Origin of the sequence: Streptomyces sp. NPDC001787 (assembly GCF_040297465.1) — a bacterium.
GTDB lineage: Bacteria > Actinomycetota > Actinomycetes > Streptomycetales > Streptomycetaceae > Streptomyces.
Genome location: NZ_JBEOZE010000056.1, coordinates 14,668 through 32,155, shown reverse-complemented (window position 1 = coordinate 32,155; position 17,488 = coordinate 14,668). Strand labels below are relative to the sequence as shown.

Below are 17,488 nucleotides of genomic sequence, written 5' to 3'. Positions count from 1 at the left end.
CGTACACCTCCACCACACGGCCGCGCGGCAGGCCGCCGACGCCGAGTGCGACGTCGAGCGCGGTCGACCCGGTGGGAATCACCTCGATGGGCTCGTTCGGCCGCTCACCGAGGCGCATCACCGCGCCCTTGCCGAATTGCCGTTCAATCTGTGCGAGTGCGGCGTCCAACGCCTTCTCGCGGTCGGTTCCTGCCATGGGTTCCACCCGATTTGCTTGAGTCGATCGCTTCACGTCAAAGACGCTAACCCCTGCCACTGACAATGGGCCTCGACGTCCTCCCGGCCTGTGGACAACTCCACGGTCGGGCCCGGGAAAACCCGGCCGGAATCCCATGAGAATGGATGTTCGATTTCAGTGTCAAGCGCACCACGCCGGGCCCGCACAGCCGAGAGTAGCGCCTTATAGCAGCCAGCAATGATCAAGTCAATGAAATCCCCTGAGGCCCATGCTAGATTCCCGCCATATGCGGACATCTCGCTCGGATTTTTCAGGTTCCCGCCCCATGGACTCCGGCCGTGCGGACCGCGGCCTCGCGGGGAAGGTCGCGCTCGTCGCGGGTGCCACCCGCGGCGCGGGCCGGGGAATCGCCGTTCAGCTGGGCGCCGCCGGAGCGACCGTGTACGTCACCGGCCGCACCAGCGGGTCCGAGCGTTCCGAGATGGACCGGCCCGAGACGATCGAGGAGACAGCGGCCCTCGTCGACGCGGCGGGCGGCCGCGGGATCGCCGTACAGGTGGATCACCTGGTTCCCGACCAGGTGAGGGCGCTGGTGGCCCGTATCTCCAGCGAGCAGGGAGCCCTGCACCTTCTGGTGAACGACATCTGGGGCGCCGAGATCGAATGGAACAGGTCGGTGTGGGAGTCGTCCCTGGACACCGGACTGCACACCTTGCGGCTGGCCGTCGACACGCATGCCATCACCAGCCACTTCGCGCTCCCGCTGCTCATCGAGACACCGGGCGGCCTGGTCGTCGAGGTGACCGACGGGACGGACGAGTACAACGCCGCCCACTACCGGGTTTCGTTCTTCTACGACCTGGCGAAGGCCGCGGTGAACCGGATGGCCTTCGCCCTCGCGCACGAACTGGCGCCCCATCGCGCGACCGCGGTGTCGCTCACGCCCGGCTGGCTCAGGTCCGAGGCCATGCTCCAGGCCCACGGGGTCACCGAGGCGACCTGGCACGACGCGGTCGCGCACTCGCCCCACTTCGCCATCTCCGAGACCCCGGCGTTCGTCGGCCGCGCCGTGGCCGCACTCGCCCAGGACCCCGAGGTGGCGCGCTGGAACGGGAAGTCGCTGTCCAGCGGGCAGCTGGCGCGGGTCTACGGCTTCACCGACCTGGACGGCAGCCGGCCCGACGCCTGGCGGTACATGACCGAGGTCCAGGACCCGGGACTGCCGGCCGACGTCACCGGCTACCGCTGACGCCCGCCCGCACCCCCGGATCCGTCAGATCCGTCAGATCCGGACGGCCCGTCCGCGCCGCCCCGCCCGTCCGATGCCCCCGGTCCGTCCTGGCCGTCCTGGCCGTCCTGGCCGTCCGGTTCCCCGTTCCCGGGAGTGGACATCGCCCGGCGAATCCGTGAGAGCACCGGTTCGCCGCGCAGCCGACGGCTGCCGCCGTGCACCCTCGGGTCGTCCGTCACGTCGTACCGCTTCACATAGGCGCCGAGGAACGCCTGGAGCGTGGCAACCGCCGGAATCGCGATCAGCGCGCCGACGGCGCCCATGAGCGCCGTGCCCGCGATCACCGAACCGAAGGCGACCGCGGGATGGATGTCGACGGTCTTCGAGGTGAGCTTGGGCTGGAGCACATAGTTCTCGAACTGCTGGTAGACCACGACGAAGCCGAGCACCCACAGCGCGTACCAGGGGTCGACGGTGAAGGCGATCAGCATCGGCAGGGCCCCCGCCAGATACGTGCCGATGGTGGGGATGAACTGCGAGACCAGACCGACCCAGACGGCGAGCGCCGGGGCGTAGGGCACTCCGAGGATCACCAGCAGGATGTAGTGCGCGATGCCGGAGATCAGCGCCATCAGGCCGCGCGAGTAGAGATAGCCGCCGGTCTTGTCGACCGCGATCTCCCAGGCCCGCAGCACCTCGGCCTGCCGGGCCGGCGGCAGCACGGAGCACAGCCCGCGCCGCAGCCGGGGGCCGTCGGCCGCGAAGTAGAAGGAGAACAGGAAGATCGTCAGCAGCCGGAACAGCCCGCCGAGCACCGTGGTGGAGACATCGAGCACACCGGTCGCGCTGTTCTGGACATACTTCTGCAGCCAGTCCGAGTGCAGCAGGCTGTCCTGGACCTCGACCCGGGACAGATCGGTGTTGAACGTCTGGTTGACCCAGCTGATCACCGAGTCGAGGTACTTGGGGAACTCGTCGACCATGTCGACGATCTGGCCCGCGAGCATCGAGCCGAGCAGCACGACGAAGCCGACCCCGGCGATCAGCACACCGAGGAACACGAGGAACGTGGCGAGGCCCCTGCGCATACCGCGGGCTGCCATCCGGCTGACCGCGGGCTCGATGGCGAGGGCGAGGAAGAACGCGATGAGCACATTGATCAACAGCCCGATGAGCTGGTCGAACGCCCAGCTGCCGAGCTGGAAACAGGCGTAGAGCGCCAGAGCCAGCACCATCGCCCGCGGCAGCCAGCCGGGCATGCGGACCGGACCGTCGCCGTTCGGCGGCGCGGGTGGCGCGGCCGGAGGGACGGGCGGGGAGGTGGACGGCTGGGTCTGGGCGGTCTCGTCTGTCGGTGCCACGGAACAAGTCTCGCCTACGCCGGTGACAGCCCGCCGCCCGCCCCGTCAGCGCTTGTCGGCGGGGACGTCCACAGCGGTGCAGACCCCGCGCCAGACGTCCTTGGCGTCCCATCCGGCGGCGAGTGCCTGGTGGACCGTACGGCCGCCGAGTTCGGCCATCACATGGTCGTGCGCGAACGAATCCGCGTACCCCTCACCGAAGTGGTCCGCCATCCGTTCCCAGAAAATCGTCAACCGCATGCCACCAGTATCGCGCTCCTGAGAGTGCAGCCGGGCCGCTACGCATCTGCCGACAGCACTTTCCGCTCTACGGTCGGTCCATGGCTGGAACCGGAGCTAACCCCCCACTCGCCCGCGCCGAACAGTTCATCTGGCTCACTGCCCGCGTCCTCGAACAGCGGCGGTTCGCCCACGACTTCCTCGACGGGAGCCCGGACGCCGTCGAGACCGCGCTCGCCGCCTACCTGAACGAGGACGGCGGATACGGCCACGCCCTCGAACCCGACCTCCGGGGCCCGGTGAGCCAGCCGCTGCCCACCGCGCACGCCCTGAGCGTTCTCGACTCGATCGGCCGCTGCAATGGCCTGCGGGTGGAGCGAATCTGTCGGTATCTGACCGATGTGTCGACCAAGGAGGGCGCTCTGCCCGCTCTCCTCCCCACTCAGCGGGGTTACCCCGCCGCCCCGTTCATCCCTATCGTCGACAACCCGCCCGCCGAGCTGCTGGCCACCGGTCCGGTCGTCGGGCTGCTGCACCGCAACCAGGTGTGGCACGCCTGGCTCTTCCGGGCCACGGACTTCTGCTGGGCCGCCGTCGATGCCCTGGAGCAGTCGCATCCGTACGAGATCGAGGCGGCGGTCGCCTTCCTGGACGGTGCCCCGGACCGGCCCCGCGCCGAGGCGGCGGCGGGACGCCTGGGACTCCTGGTGCGCGAGCAGCGGCTGGCGGTGCTGGATCCGGAGCGGCGCGCGGAGTACCCGGGCTCGCCCGGATACGCACCGGGTGAGCACCACTTCCCGTACGACTACGCCCGTACGCCCGGCTCGCTGGCCCGGCGGTGGTTCACCGACGAGGAGCTGGACCGCTCGCTCGACCACCTGGCGGCCGAGCAGCGGGAGGACGGCGGCTGGCCGGTGAACTGGCGCCGGTGGGCCCCCGGCACGGAGCTGGAGGGACGGCCCCTGGTGACGCTGAAGGCCCTGCACACCCTGCGGGCGTACGGCCGCCTCAGTTGATCAGCCCAGTGCCCGTACGCCCGCCGTGACCGCGACAGCGGCGCCGACGACCACCAGGAACGGTGCGCGCACCATCAGCGCCAGCGCCGCGGCGGCGAGGCCCGCGCTCCGGGCGTCGAGCATCAGCTGCCGGCCGTCCCCGAAGGTCTGCTGCGCGGTGAGGGCGGCGAGCAGCGCCACGGGAAGGAGTGCGGCCAGCCGCTGCACGAGGGGGCGTTCCAGTGCTCCGGCGGGAACCAGGAGGCCCAGGAGTTTCGCGAGATAGCAGCCGACCGCGGTGAGCCCGATGGCGATCCAGATGTTCATCGGTGTTCCCCCGCCCGCTCCGCCCCGTCCGCCTTCTCCGCCTTCTCCGCCTGCTTGGCGCGCCCCATCAGGAACAGGACCACGGGTGCGGCGAGCGCGGACAGGAGGACGGGCACGCCCGCGGGCAGTACGGGCAGCAGGCCGAGAGCCAGCAGCACCGCGAGTGCCGCCGTCACGCGTTCGGTGGCGCTCTTCAGCATCGGCGCGAGCAGCGCCAGGAACACCGCGGGGCTCGCCGCGTCCAGACCCCAGGCGTCGGTGTCGCCGAGCGCCTCGGCACCCAGCGCGCCCACCAGCGTGGTCAGGTTCCAGAGCACGTACAGGGTGAGCCCCGTGACCGTGAAGCCGATCCGCGCCGCCCGCCGGGTGGGCTGGGGCAGCGTGACGGCGGTCGTCTCGTCGATGACCCAATGGGCGGCGAAGGGCCGTAGCGCGCGCGGCAGGGCGAGCAGCTGCGAGAGGCGCAGGCCGTAGAAGGCGTTGCGCACGCCGAGGAAGAACGCTCCGGCCGCCGCGGTGTACGGGTTCCCGCCCGCCGCGAGGGCGCCCACCAGGGCGAACTGGGAGGCCCCGGTGAAGACGAGAAGGCTGAGCGCGCAGGTCTGGAGGAGCGTGAGTCCTGATCCCGCCGAGGTGACGCCGAAGGCGAAGCCGGAGAGCCCGACGGCGATGCCCACGCCGAGCGCGTCCCGTACGACGGCCGCGTCCGGCTTCCCGGGCGCGGCCCCGGTGTCCGACCGGCCGGTCCGCCCACCGGGTATGAGGCCGGCCGCCCCGGCGCTCTGAGAGGTTGCTGTCTGTTCTGCCACGCCCGGAACGCTACGGGGAGCCATCCGGGCCGGTCTTGTACGTTCTTGCGCGTTCGCGCTGGTACGCGCCGGGCGGCACTCCCACGATCCGGGTGAAATGGCGGTTGAGATGCGGCTGGTCGGTGAAGCCGACGGCGGCGGCGGCGTCGGCCGGGGCCATCCCCCTGTCGAGCATGCGGCGCGCCCGGCGTACGCGCGCGTCGGTGAGCCAGGTGTGCGGCGGCATCCCGTACTGCTTCTTGAAGGCCCTCAGCAGCGCGAACGGACTGGTTCCCAGCTCGGCGGCCAGTGATTCCAGGGTGGGCGGCCCCGTCATCCGCTCCTCCAGCACGGCCCGCGCACGGGCGGCGTCCCTGGCTCCTGCGGTGCGGGGCTCCGGGGTGGTCAGGGAGCTGCCGTGCCGGTTCAGCAGCCGCACCACCATGACCCGCAGCAGGCTGTCGGCGGCCAGCGCGTTGCCCTCCTCCGCGGCACGGTGGATCTCGGTGATCAGCCGGGCGGCCTGCGGATCGTGCGCGCTGGTCTCGGCGAAGCCGACCGTTCCGCGCAGGCTGGTCACATCGGCCGCGATGTCGTTGATCACCTGGGCCGACGGATAGAGCGTCGCGTACACCCAGCCCTCGGGCACTCCGGCGCGGGCGGTGTGCGCCACCTCCGGATTGATCATGACGACCGTGCCGGGCCCCGCGTGCACCGTTCCGCCGGGCAGCCCGACGTCCTCGACGCCGCGGGTGATGGTGCCGAAGACATAGCCCTCATGGCTGTGCCGGGGGAAGGTGTGGCGGACGTACCGGGCGCGCAGGAGATCGAGGTCGGGCAGTTCCGCGTACTGCCAGTACCTCGCCCACTCCTTCGCCGCGCCCGCTCCCGCCATGGCCGAATTCTCGCAGGTCCCGGCCATGTCCCGCAGATCCGGCGGAACCACCCCGCCCGCACCGGACCCCCTTCCCCGCCCCCGGCCCATGCCCTCCCGTACGCCCGGCCGGGCGCCCCCGCCGCTCGCGTCACCGGCCGTTGTCAGTGGCGGGGTGCACGATGGGGGACATGGCCGGCTCCGCACTCGATTCGTTCTCACCCGCGACCCGCAGCTGGTTCGCGGGGGCCTTCAGCGCGCCGACAGCCGCGCAGGAGGGCGCCTGGCGCGCCATCGGCGAAGGCAGCGATGTGCTGGTCGTCGCGCCGACCGGTTCCGGCAAGACCCTCGCCGCGTTCCTCGCCTCGCTGGACCGGCTGGCCGCGGTCCCGCCGCCCGCCGAGGCGAAGAAGCGCTGCCGTGTGCTGTACGTATCGCCGCTCAAGGCCCTCGCCGTCGATGTGGAGCGCAATCTCCGCTCACCGCTGACCGGGATCCGGCAGGAGTCGGTGCGGCTCGGGCTCCCCGAGCCGGAGGTGCGGGTGGGGATCCGGTCCGGGGACACCCCGCCGGCCGAGCGGCGCTCGATGGTGACCAGGCCTCCGGACATCCTGATCACCACACCCGAGTCGCTGTTCCTGATGCTCACCTCCTCGGCCCGGGACGCCCTCGCGGGGGTGGAGACGGTGATCCTCGACGAGGTGCACGCCGTCGCCGGTACGAAGCGGGGCGCTCATCTCGCCGTATCGCTGGAGCGGCTGGACGAGCTGCTGCCCAGGCCCGCGCGACGGATCGGCCTGTCCGCGACGGTCCGGCCGGTCGACGAGGTGGCGCGCTTCCTCTCGCCGCAGCGGAAGGTGGAGATCGTCCAGCCGGCGTCCGCCAAGGAGTTCGACCTGTCGGTGGTCGTCCCCGTCGAGGATCTCGGTGAGCTGGGTGGCTCCCCCGCCACCGACGGCGGTGCCGACCAGGCGGAGAAGCCGTCCATCTGGCCGCATGTCGAGGAGCGCATCGCCGATCTCGTCCAGTCGCACCGCTCGACCATCGTCTTCGCGAATTCCCGGCGGCTGGCGGAGCGCCTGTGCAACCGCCTCAACGAGATCGCGTACGAGCGCGCGACCGGCGCGGTGTTCGACGGGAACGGATCCGCCCCGGCTCCGGGGGAAGCCCTCCCCGAGGCCCACTCCCCCGCGGAGATCATGGCCCAGTCCGGTGCGGCGAAGGGCGCTCCGGCGCTGCTCGCCCGCGCGCACCACGGTTCGGTCTCCAAGGAGCAGCGGGCCCAGGTCGAGGAGGACCTGAAGGCGGGCCGGCTGCCCGCGGTCGTCGCCACCTCCAGCCTGGAGCTGGGCATCGACATGGGTGCGGTCGATCTGGTGATCCAGGTCGAGTCCCCTCCGTCCGTCGCCTCCGGTCTCCAGCGGGTCGGCCGGGCCGGACATCAGGTGGGAGCGGTCTCCACCGGAGTGGTCTTCCCGAAGTACCGCGGCGATCTGGTGCAGGCCGCCGTGGTCACCGAGCGCATGCGCCGAGGTGCCATCGAGGCGCTGCGCATCCCGTCCAACCCCCTGGACGTGCTCGCCCAGCAGCTGGTCGCCATGGTCGCGCTGGACAGCTGGCAGGCGGACGATCTGCTGGCCCTCGTCCGCAGGGCGGCCCCGTTCGCCTCGCTCCCCGAGTCCGCCTTCACCGCCGTGCTCGACATGCTCGCCGGCCGCTATCCGTCGGACGCTTTCGCCGAGCTCCGGCCCCGGGTGGTGTGGGACCGGGTCGCCGGAACGGTCACCGGACGCCCCGGTGCCCAACGGCTCGCGGTCACCTCCGGCGGCACCATTCCCGACCGCGGGCTCTTCGGCGTCTTCCTCGCCGGGGCCGACCCGAAGAAGGGGGGCGGCCGGGTCGGTGAGCTGGACGAGGAGATGGTGTACGAATCCCGGGTCGGCGATGTCTTCACGCTGGGCACCACGTCCTGGCGGATCGAGGACATCACCCGTGACCGGGTGCTCGTCTCGCCCGCCCCGGGTGTTCCGGGACGGCTGCCGTTCTGGAAGGGCGACCAGCTGGGGCGTCCGCTGGAGCTCGGCCGTGCGCTGGGCGCGTTCCTCCGGGAGATCGGCGGGCTGTCGCAGGAGGACGCCCGGCTCCGGCTGCTCGCCGCCGGTCTCGATGCCTGGGCCGCGGACAACATCCTGTCGTACGTGGACGAGCAGCGCCGCGCCTGTGGCCATGTCCCGGACGACCGCACGATCCTGGTCGAACGCTTCCGGGACGAGCTCGGGGACTGGCGGGTCGTCGTGCACTCCCCCTTCGGCGCCCAGGTGCACGCCCCCTGGGCGCTGGCGATGTCCGCCCGCCTGAGCGAGCGGTACGGAATGGACGCCCAGGTCATGCATGCCGACGACGGCATCGTGCTGCGGCTGCCCGACGCCGATCTGATGGGCCTGGACCTGCTCGACTTCGATCCGGCCCCGGGACCGGACGGGGTGTCCTCCGGCGCAGGACCGGCTCCGGCCCCGCCGGACGCGGCGTACGACAGCGATCAGCCCCCGGTCGGTGCGGCCGACGTCGTGTTCGACAAGGGCGAGGTCCAGCAGATCGTCACGGATCAGGTGGGCGGCTCGGCGCTGTTCGCCTCCCGGTTCCGCGAGTGCGCCGCCCGCGCGCTGCTGCTGCCCCGGCGCAGCCCCGGCAAGCGCACCCCGCTCTGGCAGCAGCGCCAGCGTGCCTCCCAACTGCTCCAGGTGGCCTCCGAGTTCGGATCGTTCCCGATCGTCCTCGAAGCGGTCCGCGAATGCCTCCAGGATGTCTTCGACGTTCCCGGGCTCACGGAACTGATGGGCGATCTGGAGGCGCGGCGCGTCCGGCTGGTCGAGGTGACCACCCAGGAGCCCTCACCGTTCGCCCGCTCGCTCCTCTTCGGGTACGTCGCCCAGTTCCTGTACGAGGGCGACTCCCCGCTCGCCGAGCGCCGGGCCGCCGCGCTCTCCCTGGACTCCCACCTCCTGGCCGAACTGCTCGGCCAGGCGGAGCTGCGCGAGCTGCTCGACGCCGATGTGCTGACCGAGCTGGAACGGGAGCTCCAGTGGCTCACCGAGGACCGGAGGATCAAGGACGTCGAAGGCGTCGCCGACCTCCTTCGGGTCCTCGGTCCGCTCACCGGCGCCGAGCTGGCCGAACGGGGCGCGCAGCCGCAGTGGGCACCCGAACTGACGGCTGCCCGCCGGGCCATCCGGGTCCGCATCGCCGGTGCCGACCACTGGGCGGCGATCGAGGACGCGGGCCGGCTGCGCGACGCCCTGGGCACCGCCCTGCCCGTCGGTGTGCCGGAGGCGTTCACCGAACCGGTGAAGGACCCGCTCGGCGATCTCCTCGCCCGCTTCGCCCGTACGCACGGTCCGTTCACCTCGACCCGGGCCGCCGACCGCTTCGGGCTCGGCACCGCCGTCACCGACGGGGCGCTCCAACGGCTGTCCGTGTCCGGCCGGACCGTCCAGGGCGAGTTCCATCCGGCGGGCATCGGGCAGGAGTGGTGCGACGCGACCGTGCTGCGCCGCTTGCGCCGTCGCTCGCTCGCCGCCCTCCGCCATGAGCTGGAGCCCGTTCCTCCCGCCGCGCTCGCGGCCTTCCTCCCGCAGTGGCAGCACGTCGGCAGCAACAGCCTGCGCGGAATCGACGGACTGGCCCGTGCCGTCGAGCAGTTGCAGGGGGCCCCGGTTCCCGCGTCCGCACTGGAGAAGCTGATCCTGCCGAGCCGGGTCATGGGGTACACCCCCGCCATGCTCGACGAGCTGACGACGACCGGGGAGATCGTCTGGGCCGGTGCGGGCTCCCTGCCCGGCAAGGACGGCTGGCTCTCGCTCTACCCGGCCGACAGCGCACCCCTGCTCCTGCCGCCCCCGCACCCGCTGGAGCAGTCCGCGTTGCACGAGTCGGTCCTCACCACCCTCTCCGGCGGATACGGGCTCTTCTTCCGGCAGATCGCGGACCAGGTGCGTGCCACCACTCACCCGGACTGCACCGATCCGCAGCTGGCCGACGCCCTCTGGGACCTGGCCTGGTCCGGCCGTCTCACCAACGACACCCTCGCCCCGCTGCGCTCGCTCCTGGGCTCCGGGCGCACAGCGGGCTCGACCGCCCACCGTGCCCGACGCAGCGTCCCGCGCGGCCGGTACGGATCGCTCACCGCTGCGGCCCGTCCCGCTTCCCGTACCGGCCCGCCCACCGTGTCGGGCCGCTGGTCCCTGCTGCCCCCGGCCGAGCCGGAACCGACCCACCGCGCGCACGCCCTGGCCCGTACGCTGCTCGACCGCCACGGTGTGGTGACCCGGGGGGCGGTGCAGGCGGAGGGTGTCGAGGGCGGCTTCTCCGCGACGTACCGCGTACTCGCCGCCTTCGAGGACAACGGCCAGGCACGCCGGGGCTATGTCGTCGAGGGCCTGGGTGCCGCCCAGTTCGCGATGGACGGCGCCGTCGACCGGCTGCGGGCCGCGTCCACCGCCCGTGACCGTACGGATCCCGGGGCCGCGCCCCATGCCCTGGTCCTCGCGGCCGCCGACCCGGCGAACGCGTACGGGGCCGCGCTGCCCTGGCCCGAGTCCCCCGACGGAGCGGGTCACAAACCGGGCCGCAAGGCAGGGGCCCTGGTCGTCCTCGTCGATGGCGAGCTGACGCTGTACATGGAGCGCGGTGGGAAGACGCTGCTGGCCTGGCCGTCCGACCCCGAGTCCCCGGCGCTGAGAGCGGCGGCCCGGGCCCTGGCCGAGGCGGCCGGCGCGGGCGCGCTCGGCACCGTCACGGTGGAGCGCACCAATGGGGCCTCCTCCCTCACCTCGCCGCTGGGCCGCACGCTGGAGGCCGCCGGGTTCCTCGCCACCCCGAGAGGCCTGCGTCTGCGCGCCTGAGCCGTCCAAGGGCGTCCCCGCACCCCCGTATCCCCCGGCACCCGCCATCCGCACCGCGCATCATGGAGGCATGCCCGAAGGAGACACCGTGCTGCGGACCGCCGAGCGGCTGCACGCAGCGCTCGCGGGCCGGGCGCTGACCTATGCCGACCTGCGCGTACCCAGGTTCGCCACCGCCGACCTCACCGGCCGCACCGTGGCCGAGGTGACCGCGCGCGGCAAGCATCTGCTCACGCGCCTGGACGACGGCCTCACCCTCCACAGCCATCTGCGGATGGACGGGGCCTGGCGCGTCTACGACCCCGGCGAGCGCTGGCGCGGCGGCCCCACCCATCAGATCCGCGCCGTGCTGGCCAACACCGAGCACACCGCGGTCGGCTACCGGCTCCCCGTGCTCGAACTCCTCCGCACCCAGGACGAGGACAAGGTCGTGGGCCATCTCGGCCCGGATCTGCTGGGCCCCGACTGGGACCCCGGAACCGCTCTGCGCAACCTGCTCGCCGCCCCCGGCCGCCCCCTCGGCGAAGCTCTTCTGGACCAGCGCAATCTGGCCGGTATCGGCAACGTCTACAGGTGCGAGCTCTGTTTCCTGGCCCGGGTTACCCCCTGGCTCGCCGTGGGCGAGCTTCCGCCCACCACCCTCGCCCGCCTGGTGGCCACCGCGAAACAGCTCCTCGAAGCCAACCGTGACCGCCCGACGCGGACCACCACCGGTCTCGTCCCCGGCGCGGCCGGCGCCCGCCCCCGGTCCTCCGACCGCCTCTACGTCTACGGCCGCGCCCGGCGCCCCTGTCTGCGCTGCGGCACACCGGTCCGCGCCACCGAGCAGGACAGCCGCCCCACCTACTGGTGTCCGCGCTGCCAATCAGGCCCCACACCATAGTTGACGCATCGTCAGATCCAGTCGTACGGTCCGGTCATGCCCCTCTCCGCGTACGACCTCACCGGCCGGTCCGCGTTCGTCACCGGCGCCGCCGGCGGCATCGGCAGGGCCAGTGCGGCCCTGCTCGCCGAGGCAGGGGCCACGGTCCACTGCGCGGACCGCGACGAGACGGGCCTGTCGGAGACCTGCCGGCTGATCGCCCTCTCCGGCGGTACGGCCCTCGCCCACCCGCTCGACGTAACGGACCGTGGTCAGGTGAAGCGAGCCGTGACCGAAGCCGGAGACATCGACATCCTGGCCGCGGTCGCCGGGATCATGCACACGAGCAGCGTCCTGGAGACGGCCGACGACGATCTCGACCGGGTCCTGTCGGTCAACTTCAAGGGGGTGCTGTACGCCTGCCAGGAGGTGGCCCGCGGCATGATCGCCCGCTCCTCCCCCGGTTCGCTGATCACCATGGCATCGGGCGCCGTGGACGCCGCGAGTCCCGGCCTGCTCTGCTACAGCGCCGCGAAGGCCGCCGTCGTCCAGCTGACGAAGACCCTCGCCACGGAACTCGGCCCGCACTCCATTCGTGTGAACGCCGTCGCCCCCGGCTGGATCCGCACGCCGATGACCGACCGCCACGACGCGGAGCAGCAGCATCGGGCGGAAGCCGTGATGGTGCGGGTCTCGCCGCTCGGACGGGTCGGCGAGCCCGAGGACGTCGCGCACACGGTGCTGCACCTCGCCTCGGACGCGTCGGCCTTCATGACCGGCCAGATTCTCCGCCCGAACGGCGGCGTCGCCATGCCCTGGTGAACGGCCGCCGCCCGGTACGCCCCGCTCCGGTCAGCGTCCTCGGCGGCCGTACCGACGCCGCCGCGTGGACGGGCAGCAGGCTCAACCCCCACCCGCCGGCCGCCACCGCGCCCTCCACCACACCGGCGTGCTCCGGTTCCAGCACCAGCCGTAGCACCGCCCACCACCACAGCCCACCGAGGACCAGCGCCGGCACCCATCGCCGCACCATGGCTGCCTCCTCCGGCCGACGCTAGACCGGCTCGCGCACCCGAGGGGAGGGCGCACCGGTGCAGTAGCGGCGCGCACGGCACGGGCTACGGGCACTTCCACTCCCGATACCGGCACACCGTTCGGACGCGGCCCCCGGTGAATCGGGGCCCTTCCCGGCAGTTTCCCCTGGCACCGCCCCCGCTGCATCCAGAGCGAACAGCCGGAGGGCAGTCGTCCCGACGCCGGGAACATGCGTCGGGACGCGGAAGAGAGCGGCCCGGACGCGCGCACAGGCGGACAAGAAGCGGGCGGCGGCCAGGACCGGCGCCAAGGGGCTGCGCCACCCTCGCACGCAAAAGCCCCGGACAACCCCTCCAAGGGATCGACCGGGGCTCCCGATCACACCGAACCGCGCCGATCAGGCAGCGGCGACCGCTTCTGCGGGCGCCTTGATGGTCACCCGTCCCGTCGGCACAGCTGCCACCGAAGACACGGAGACGGAATTGAGCCTTGGGCGTACCGGCACAGGTACCGGATCGCTGGCTGCCGCCGACTCGGCCAGTTCAGCCAGGGAGAGTTCGTCGCTCACTTCACGCATGAGCTCGGACATCCGTACGTCAAGCGCGTCGCAAATCGCGGAGAGCAGCTCGGAGGATGCCTCCTTCTGCCCCCGCTCCACCTCGGAGAGATAACCGAGCGAGACCCGGGCGGACGAGGAGACTTCGCGCAGAGTACGGCCTTGGCGCTGGCGCTGCCGACGCAGCACGTCACCAAGCAGGCGACGGAGCAGAATCATCGGTGGCTCCCTCCTCGGACCGCGTAGCCGCATCCTTCACGCCCTACCGTACCGCCTTGTGCTGCGGCCGTGCGGGGAGCGATGTCGTGTTCACTCAGGGCTGCAAACATCAATTCTCCCCGATCTGTTCCGTATCCTGTGCCCTCACATTTTCACCGAGTTCGCTCGCGAGCAGCTTGAGCACGCTCCGTACAGTCTCTGTACGGATGTCCGCCCGTTCGCCGTTCAATCGCAGCGAGGCGACTTTCTCGGTGCCGTACGGTCCCGAAACCGCGACATGGACCGTTCCGACGGGCTTCCCGTCCTGCGGTTCGGGCCCCGCGACACCGGTGGTCGCGATGCCCCAGTCCGCGCCCAGGAACCGTCGCACCCCGGCCGCCATCCCCCGGGCCACCTCGGGATCGACCGCGCCGCGCTCCGCCAGGAGGGTACCGTCCACGCCGAGCACGTCCCGCTTCAGAGGTGTGGCGTACGCCGTCACCGAGCCCCGGAAGGACTGCGAGGCCCCGGGGACGGAGGTCAGCTCCGCCGCGACCAGCCCGCCGGTCAGCGATTCGGCGACGGCGAGCGTCTCACCGCGCTCCACGAGCCTCCGCAGCACCAGGGCCGCGGCTGTCACCGCTCGGCCTCCGCGGCACCGCGGGCATCGGCGGTGGTACGAGCGTCCCCCGCCGCACCCGCAAGATCAGAACCGCCCGCAACATCGGAACCGCTCGCCACATGAGACCCGCCGGCCACACCGGCGTCCGCGGCTGCCGCGCGCTCGGCGGCGAGGCCCCTGCGGCGCAGAACGACGGCCTGGCGTACGTAGTCCAGCCCGGTGGCGACCGTCAGCACGACGGCGGCCATCATCAGCCAGAAGCGCATCGTCGCCAGCGGACCGGTCAGCACCAGAACGTACATACCGGCAGCGGTGCCCTGCGCCAGCGTCTTTATCTTCCCGCCGCGGCTGGCCGGGATCACCGCGTGCCTGATCACCCAGAACCGCATCAGCGTGATCCCGAGCTCACGCGCGAGAATCACACCGGTGATCCACCACGGAAGATCACCGAGCGAGGAGAGGCAGATCAGCGCCGCGCCCATGATCGCCTTGTCGGCGATCGGGTCGGCGATCTTCCCGAAGTCCGTGACCAGGTTGTACGTACGCGCGAGATGCCCGTCGAACACGTCCGTGATCATGGCGACGGCGAACGCCGCCCAGGCGAAGGCGCGCCAGACCGGGTCGTCGCCGCCGTTGTGCAGCAGCAGCAGGACGAAGACGGGGACGAGGAGCAGCCGCAGCATCGTGAGGATGTTGGCGATGTTCCACAGACTGGCCTGGTTGACGGCCGCAGTACCCAGCTTGCCGCCGCGGACCGGCTTCGCGCCGGAGCCGCCTGCCGCCGATGCCGGGACTCCGGTCATCTGGCCACCTCCGCGAGCTCATGGTGTTCGGCCACCAGGTCCACTCCCTCGGTGCCCACTACCTTTGCCTCGACCATACGGCCCGGTACGAGCCCCTCGCGTGTGGTGAAGACCACCTGTCCATCCGTTTCGGGGGCCTGGTGGGCGGCGCGGCCCACCGCGACCGGGCCGTCCTCCTCGGAGTCGACGGACTCCACGAGGACCTGGAGCGTCTCACCGAGCCGCTCCTCGGCCCGCTGCGAGGTCAGCTCCTCGGCCAGCTGGGAGATGTGCGCCAGCCGCTCGGCGATGACGTCCGCGTCCAGCTTGTTCTCGTATCCGACCGCTTCGGTGCCCTCCTCGTCGGAGTAGCCGAAGACGCCGATGGCGTCCAGCCGCGCTCCGGTGAGGAAGCGTTCCAGCTCCGCGAGGTCGGCCTCGGTCTCACCGGGGAAACCCACGATGAAGTTGGAGCGGGCACCGGCCTGGGGGGCCTTGCCGCGGATGGTGTCCAGGAGCTCCAGGAAGCGGTCCGTGTCACCGAACCGGCGCATCGCCCTGAGCACGCCGGGGGCCGAGTGCTGGAAGGAGAGGTCGAAGTACGGGGCGACCTTCGGGGTCGAGGTGAGTACGTCGATCAGCCCCGGCCGCATCTCGGCGGGCTGGAGGTAGCTGACCCGGATCCGCTCGATCCCCTCGACGTCCGCGAGCTCCGGCAGCAGCGTCTCCAGGAGCCGGATGTCGCCGAGGTCCTTGCCGTAGGAGGTGTTGTTCTCGGAGACGAGCATCACCTCCTTGACGCCCTGCTCGGCCAGCCAGCGGGTCTCCCCCAGGACGTCGGAGGGACGCCGTGAGATGAAGGAGCCGCGGAAGGACGGGATGGCGCAGAAGGAGCAGCGGCGGTCGCAGCCGGAGGCGAGCTTGACCGAGGCGACCGGGCTGGTGCCCAGGCGGCGGCGCAGGGGCGCCCGCGGCCCGGAGACCGGCGCGACGCCGTCCGGAAGGTCCGCGGGGGCCGGTGCGGGAGCGGCCTCCTGTGCGTGGCCCGGCAGGGCCACCGCGGCGTCCTGCCGTTCGGCGGGGCTGATCGGGAGGAGCTTGCGCCGGTCGCGCGGGGTGTGCGAGGCGTGGATACCGCCGTTGAGGATGGTCTGGAGCCGGTCGGAGATGTCGGCGTAGTCGTCGAATCCGAGGACTCCGTCCGCCTCCGGCAGGGCCTCGGCGAGGTCCTTGCCGTAGCGCTCGGCCATGCAGCCGACGGCGACCACGGCCTGGGTCCTGCCGTGGTCCTTGAGATCATTGGCTTCGAGCAGGGCGTCGACGGAGTCCTTCTTGGCGGCTTCGACGAAGCCACAGGTGTTGACGACAGCGACATCGGCGTCGGAGGCGTCCTCGACGAGCTCCCAGCCGTCCGCTGCCAAGCGGCCTGCAAGCTCCTCCGAGTCCACCTCGTTACGGGCGCAGCCGAGAGTGACAAGGGCGACGGTACGGCGTTCGGGCATGGGCTCAAGACTACTTTGTTGCGGCGCCCGCCCTGCCGTGCAGGGTTGCCTGCTACAGCGAGTGACACGGAATGGGCGCCCGGCACGAGTGCCGGGCGCCCATTCCGTGAGGAGCGGAGACCGAGAAGCCGAGCCGACGGCTCAGCCGGCCTCGGGGTCGCCCTTCGTGTACGAGAGCCGTTCGACCTGGCCCGGCTCGAACTGGTCCTCGACCTTCTTGCCGTTCACGAAGAGATCGGTCGCCCCGGCGTCGCCGAGGACGAGATCGATGCGATCGCTGTCCTGGAAGGTCTTGGACTCGCCCTGGAGCAGCAGGCCGTCGAAGAGCAGCCGGCCGTTGTGGTCCTTGGCGGAGATCCAGCTCTTGCCCCGGATCGCGCTGAGCTTGACCGTCACCTTGTCCCGGGGGGCAGCGGCGATGGCACTCTCGGAGGGCACGGGCTTGGGGTCGGCCGGTTTGCTGGCGGCCGGCTTGCCCGTCTTGTCGGGCGTCGAGCCCTCCGCCACCTGGGCGGTGCTCGGTACCTGCTCGTCGCCGTTGAAGAGCGTGAAGCCGACGAAGCCGACCACGGCGACGATGGCCGCGACCATGGCCGCGGTCCAGTTGGGCCGTCGGGGTTCGGAACGGATGCGTTCCGCCTCGAACAGCGGTGCCGCCGGTGTGGGCACAGGACGTCCGCCGTGTCCGGCGTCGTACTGCTCGACCAGGAGTTCGGGGTCGATATCGACGGCACGGGCGAGCGTACGGATGTGGCCGCGCGCGTACACGTCGCCGCCACAGCGCGAGAAGTCGTCCTCCTCGATCGCGTGCACGATGGGGATGCGCACCCGGGTGGAGCTGCTGACTTCCTCGACCGTCAGACCTGCGGCGATACGAGCCTGCTGAAGCACGCGACCGATCGAAGGCCGGTCGTCTTCGGGGGAGTTGCCGATGGACACGGGGGCGCCTTTCGAGCGTGAGCCACCTGCTGGATGTTCAGTCTAGGGGGGGTACGAAAGGGTGGGGCAACCGGGAGGGACGACTTTGTACGCCATCGGGATCGCCGGACAGCCCCAT

General features: G+C 71.6%; 16 protein-coding genes and 1 pseudogene. 5 read left to right on the top strand and 12 right to left on the bottom strand.

Annotated features, from left to right (window positions below; all coding sequences use genetic code 11):
• Positions 1-205, bottom strand: a pseudogene (locus ABT170_RS39830) (recombinase RecA); the annotation flags it as partial.
• Positions 206-503: 298 nt separating this feature from the next.
• Here ABT170_RS39830 and ABT170_RS39825 point away from each other — a divergent pair.
• On the top strand, positions 504-1,427 hold the full coding sequence (locus ABT170_RS39825) for an SDR family oxidoreductase (protein ID WP_329940477.1): 924 nt from the start codon (positions 504-506) through the stop codon (positions 1,425-1,427).
• Here ABT170_RS39825 and ABT170_RS39820 read toward each other — a convergent pair.
• Together ABT170_RS39820 and ABT170_RS39815 are read right to left on the bottom strand one after the other, a co-directional pair.
• Positions 1,418-2,668 (bottom strand): AI-2E family transporter, encoded by a 1,251-nt coding sequence (locus ABT170_RS39820; RefSeq protein ID WP_329940478.1) that lies wholly within the window; start codon positions 2,666-2,668, stop codon positions 1,418-1,420. The genes ABT170_RS39825 and ABT170_RS39820 overlap by 10 nt on opposite strands.
• A 147-nt stretch (positions 2,669-2,815) precedes the next feature.
• Positions 2,816-3,010 (bottom strand): DUF3046 domain-containing protein, encoded by a 195-nt coding sequence (locus ABT170_RS39815; RefSeq protein WP_329940476.1) that lies wholly within the window; start codon positions 3,008-3,010, stop codon positions 2,816-2,818.
• A gap of 80 nt (positions 3,011-3,090) precedes the next feature.
• Between ABT170_RS39815 and ABT170_RS39810 the strand changes: the two genes are divergently transcribed.
• Complete coding sequence (locus ABT170_RS39810; protein WP_351876005.1) at positions 3,091-4,005, top strand: hypothetical protein; 915 nt, start codon at positions 3,091-3,093, stop codon at positions 4,003-4,005.
• On the opposite strand, the gene ABT170_RS39805 is transcribed toward ABT170_RS39810, so the two are convergent.
• Genes ABT170_RS39805 through ABT170_RS39795 form a run of 3 tightly spaced genes read right to left on the bottom strand, consistent with a single transcriptional unit; the run spans position 4,006 to position 5,994 of the window.
• Positions 4,006-4,311: an AzlD domain-containing protein gene (locus tag ABT170_RS39805; protein ID WP_266924522.1), complete on the bottom strand. Its 306-nt coding sequence runs from the start codon at positions 4,309-4,311 to the stop codon at positions 4,006-4,008.
• Positions 4,308-5,120, bottom strand: a complete 813-nt coding sequence (locus ABT170_RS39800) for an AzlC family ABC transporter permease (protein WP_351876002.1) — start codon at positions 5,118-5,120, stop codon at positions 4,308-4,310. Before ABT170_RS39800 ends, ABT170_RS39805 begins: the two co-directional genes overlap by 4 nt.
• 10 nt (positions 5,121-5,130) lie before the next feature.
• The gene (locus ABT170_RS39795; protein WP_329940473.1) at positions 5,131-5,994 is read right to left on the bottom strand and encodes an AraC family transcriptional regulator; all 864 of its coding nucleotides are present in this window, start codon (positions 5,992-5,994) and stop codon (positions 5,131-5,133) included.
• 170 nt (positions 5,995-6,164) lie between these two features.
• Between ABT170_RS39795 and ABT170_RS39790 the strand changes: the two genes are divergently transcribed.
• The 3 genes from ABT170_RS39790 (at position 6,165) to ABT170_RS39780 (ending at position 12,558) form a co-directional block, all read left to right on the top strand.
• Positions 6,165-10,874 carry an Lhr family ATP-dependent helicase gene (locus ABT170_RS39790; protein WP_351875997.1) on the top strand — a complete coding sequence of 1,570 codons (4,710 nt, stop codon included), beginning with the start codon at positions 6,165-6,167 and terminating at the stop codon, positions 10,872-10,874.
• 70 nt (positions 10,875-10,944) lie between these two features.
• Positions 10,945-11,757, top strand: a complete 813-nt coding sequence (locus ABT170_RS39785) for an Fpg/Nei family DNA glycosylase (RefSeq protein WP_351875994.1) — start codon at positions 10,945-10,947, stop codon at positions 11,755-11,757.
• Positions 11,758-11,793: 36 nt separating this feature from the next.
• The gene (locus tag ABT170_RS39780; protein ID WP_329940470.1) at positions 11,794-12,558 is read left to right on the top strand and encodes an SDR family NAD(P)-dependent oxidoreductase; all 765 of its coding nucleotides are present in this window, start codon (positions 11,794-11,796) and stop codon (positions 12,556-12,558) included.
• Here the strand turns inward: ABT170_RS39780 and ABT170_RS39775 are convergent.
• The 6 genes from ABT170_RS39775 to ABT170_RS39750 all read right to left on the bottom strand — a co-directional run bounded on the left by ABT170_RS39775 (position 12,506) and on the right by ABT170_RS39750 (position 17,370).
• A complete protein-coding gene (locus ABT170_RS39775; protein WP_329940469.1) occupies positions 12,506-12,769 on the bottom strand; it encodes a hypothetical protein in 264 nt (87 codons plus the stop codon). The genes ABT170_RS39780 and ABT170_RS39775 overlap by 53 nt on opposite strands.
• 399 nt (positions 12,770-13,168) lie before the next feature.
• Complete coding sequence (locus tag ABT170_RS39770) at positions 13,169-13,546, bottom strand: helix-turn-helix domain-containing protein (RefSeq protein WP_266924510.1); 378 nt, start codon at positions 13,544-13,546, stop codon at positions 13,169-13,171.
• Positions 13,547-13,655: 109 nt separating this feature from the next.
• The gene (locus ABT170_RS39765; protein ID WP_329940468.1) at positions 13,656-14,165 is read right to left on the bottom strand and encodes a CinA family protein; all 510 of its coding nucleotides are present in this window, start codon (positions 14,163-14,165) and stop codon (positions 13,656-13,658) included.
• The gene (gene pgsA / locus ABT170_RS39760) at positions 14,162-14,950 is read right to left on the bottom strand and encodes a CDP-diacylglycerol--glycerol-3-phosphate 3-phosphatidyltransferase (protein ID WP_329940467.1); all 789 of its coding nucleotides are present in this window, start codon (positions 14,948-14,950) and stop codon (positions 14,162-14,164) included. The genes ABT170_RS39765 and pgsA overlap by 4 nt, the downstream gene beginning before the upstream one ends.
• Positions 14,947-16,431, bottom strand: a complete 1,485-nt coding sequence (rimO, locus tag ABT170_RS39755) for a 30S ribosomal protein S12 methylthiotransferase RimO (protein ID WP_329940466.1) — start codon at positions 16,429-16,431, stop codon at positions 14,947-14,949. The genes pgsA and rimO overlap by 4 nt, the downstream gene beginning before the upstream one ends.
• Positions 16,432-16,572: 141 nt before the next feature.
• A complete protein-coding gene (locus ABT170_RS39750) occupies positions 16,573-17,370 on the bottom strand; it encodes a helix-turn-helix domain-containing protein (protein ID WP_351875988.1) in 798 nt (265 codons plus the stop codon).
• Between the last annotated feature and the right edge of the window lie 118 nt (positions 17,371-17,488).

Bases quoted from the DNA above. Each gene is read 5' to 3' on its own strand.
- pgsA (WP_329940467.1), bottom strand. From the start codon at position 14,950: ATGACCGGAGTCCCGGCATCGGCGGCAGGCGGCTCCGGCGCGAAGCCG.
- ABT170_RS39775 (WP_329940469.1), bottom strand. From the start codon at position 12,769: ATGGTGCGGCGATGGGTGCCGGCGCTGGTCCTCGGTGGGCTGTGGTGG.
- ABT170_RS39785 (WP_351875994.1), top strand. From the start codon at position 10,945: ATGCCCGAAGGAGACACCGTGCTGCGGACCGCCGAGCGGCTGCACGCA.
- ABT170_RS39790 (WP_351875997.1), top strand. From the start codon at position 6,165: ATGGCCGGCTCCGCACTCGATTCGTTCTCACCCGCGACCCGCAGCTGG.
- ABT170_RS39770 (WP_266924510.1), bottom strand. From the start codon at position 13,546: ATGATTCTGCTCCGTCGCCTGCTTGGTGACGTGCTGCGTCGGCAGCGC.
- ABT170_RS39780 (WP_329940470.1), top strand. From the start codon at position 11,794: ATGCCCCTCTCCGCGTACGACCTCACCGGCCGGTCCGCGTTCGTCACC.
- rimO (WP_329940466.1), bottom strand. From the start codon at position 16,431: ATGCCCGAACGCCGTACCGTCGCCCTTGTCACTCTCGGCTGCGCCCGT.
- ABT170_RS39825 (WP_329940477.1), top strand. From the start codon at position 504: ATGGACTCCGGCCGTGCGGACCGCGGCCTCGCGGGGAAGGTCGCGCTC.
- ABT170_RS39820 (WP_329940478.1), bottom strand. From the start codon at position 2,668: ATGCCCGGCTGGCTGCCGCGGGCGATGGTGCTGGCTCTGGCGCTCTAC.
- ABT170_RS39805 (WP_266924522.1), bottom strand. From the start codon at position 4,311: ATGAACATCTGGATCGCCATCGGGCTCACCGCGGTCGGCTGCTATCTC.
- ABT170_RS39810 (WP_351876005.1), top strand. From the start codon at position 3,091: ATGGCTGGAACCGGAGCTAACCCCCCACTCGCCCGCGCCGAACAGTTC.
- ABT170_RS39815 (WP_329940476.1), bottom strand. From the start codon at position 3,010: ATGCGGTTGACGATTTTCTGGGAACGGATGGCGGACCACTTCGGTGAG.
- ABT170_RS39795 (WP_329940473.1), bottom strand. From the start codon at position 5,994: ATGGCGGGAGCGGGCGCGGCGAAGGAGTGGGCGAGGTACTGGCAGTAC.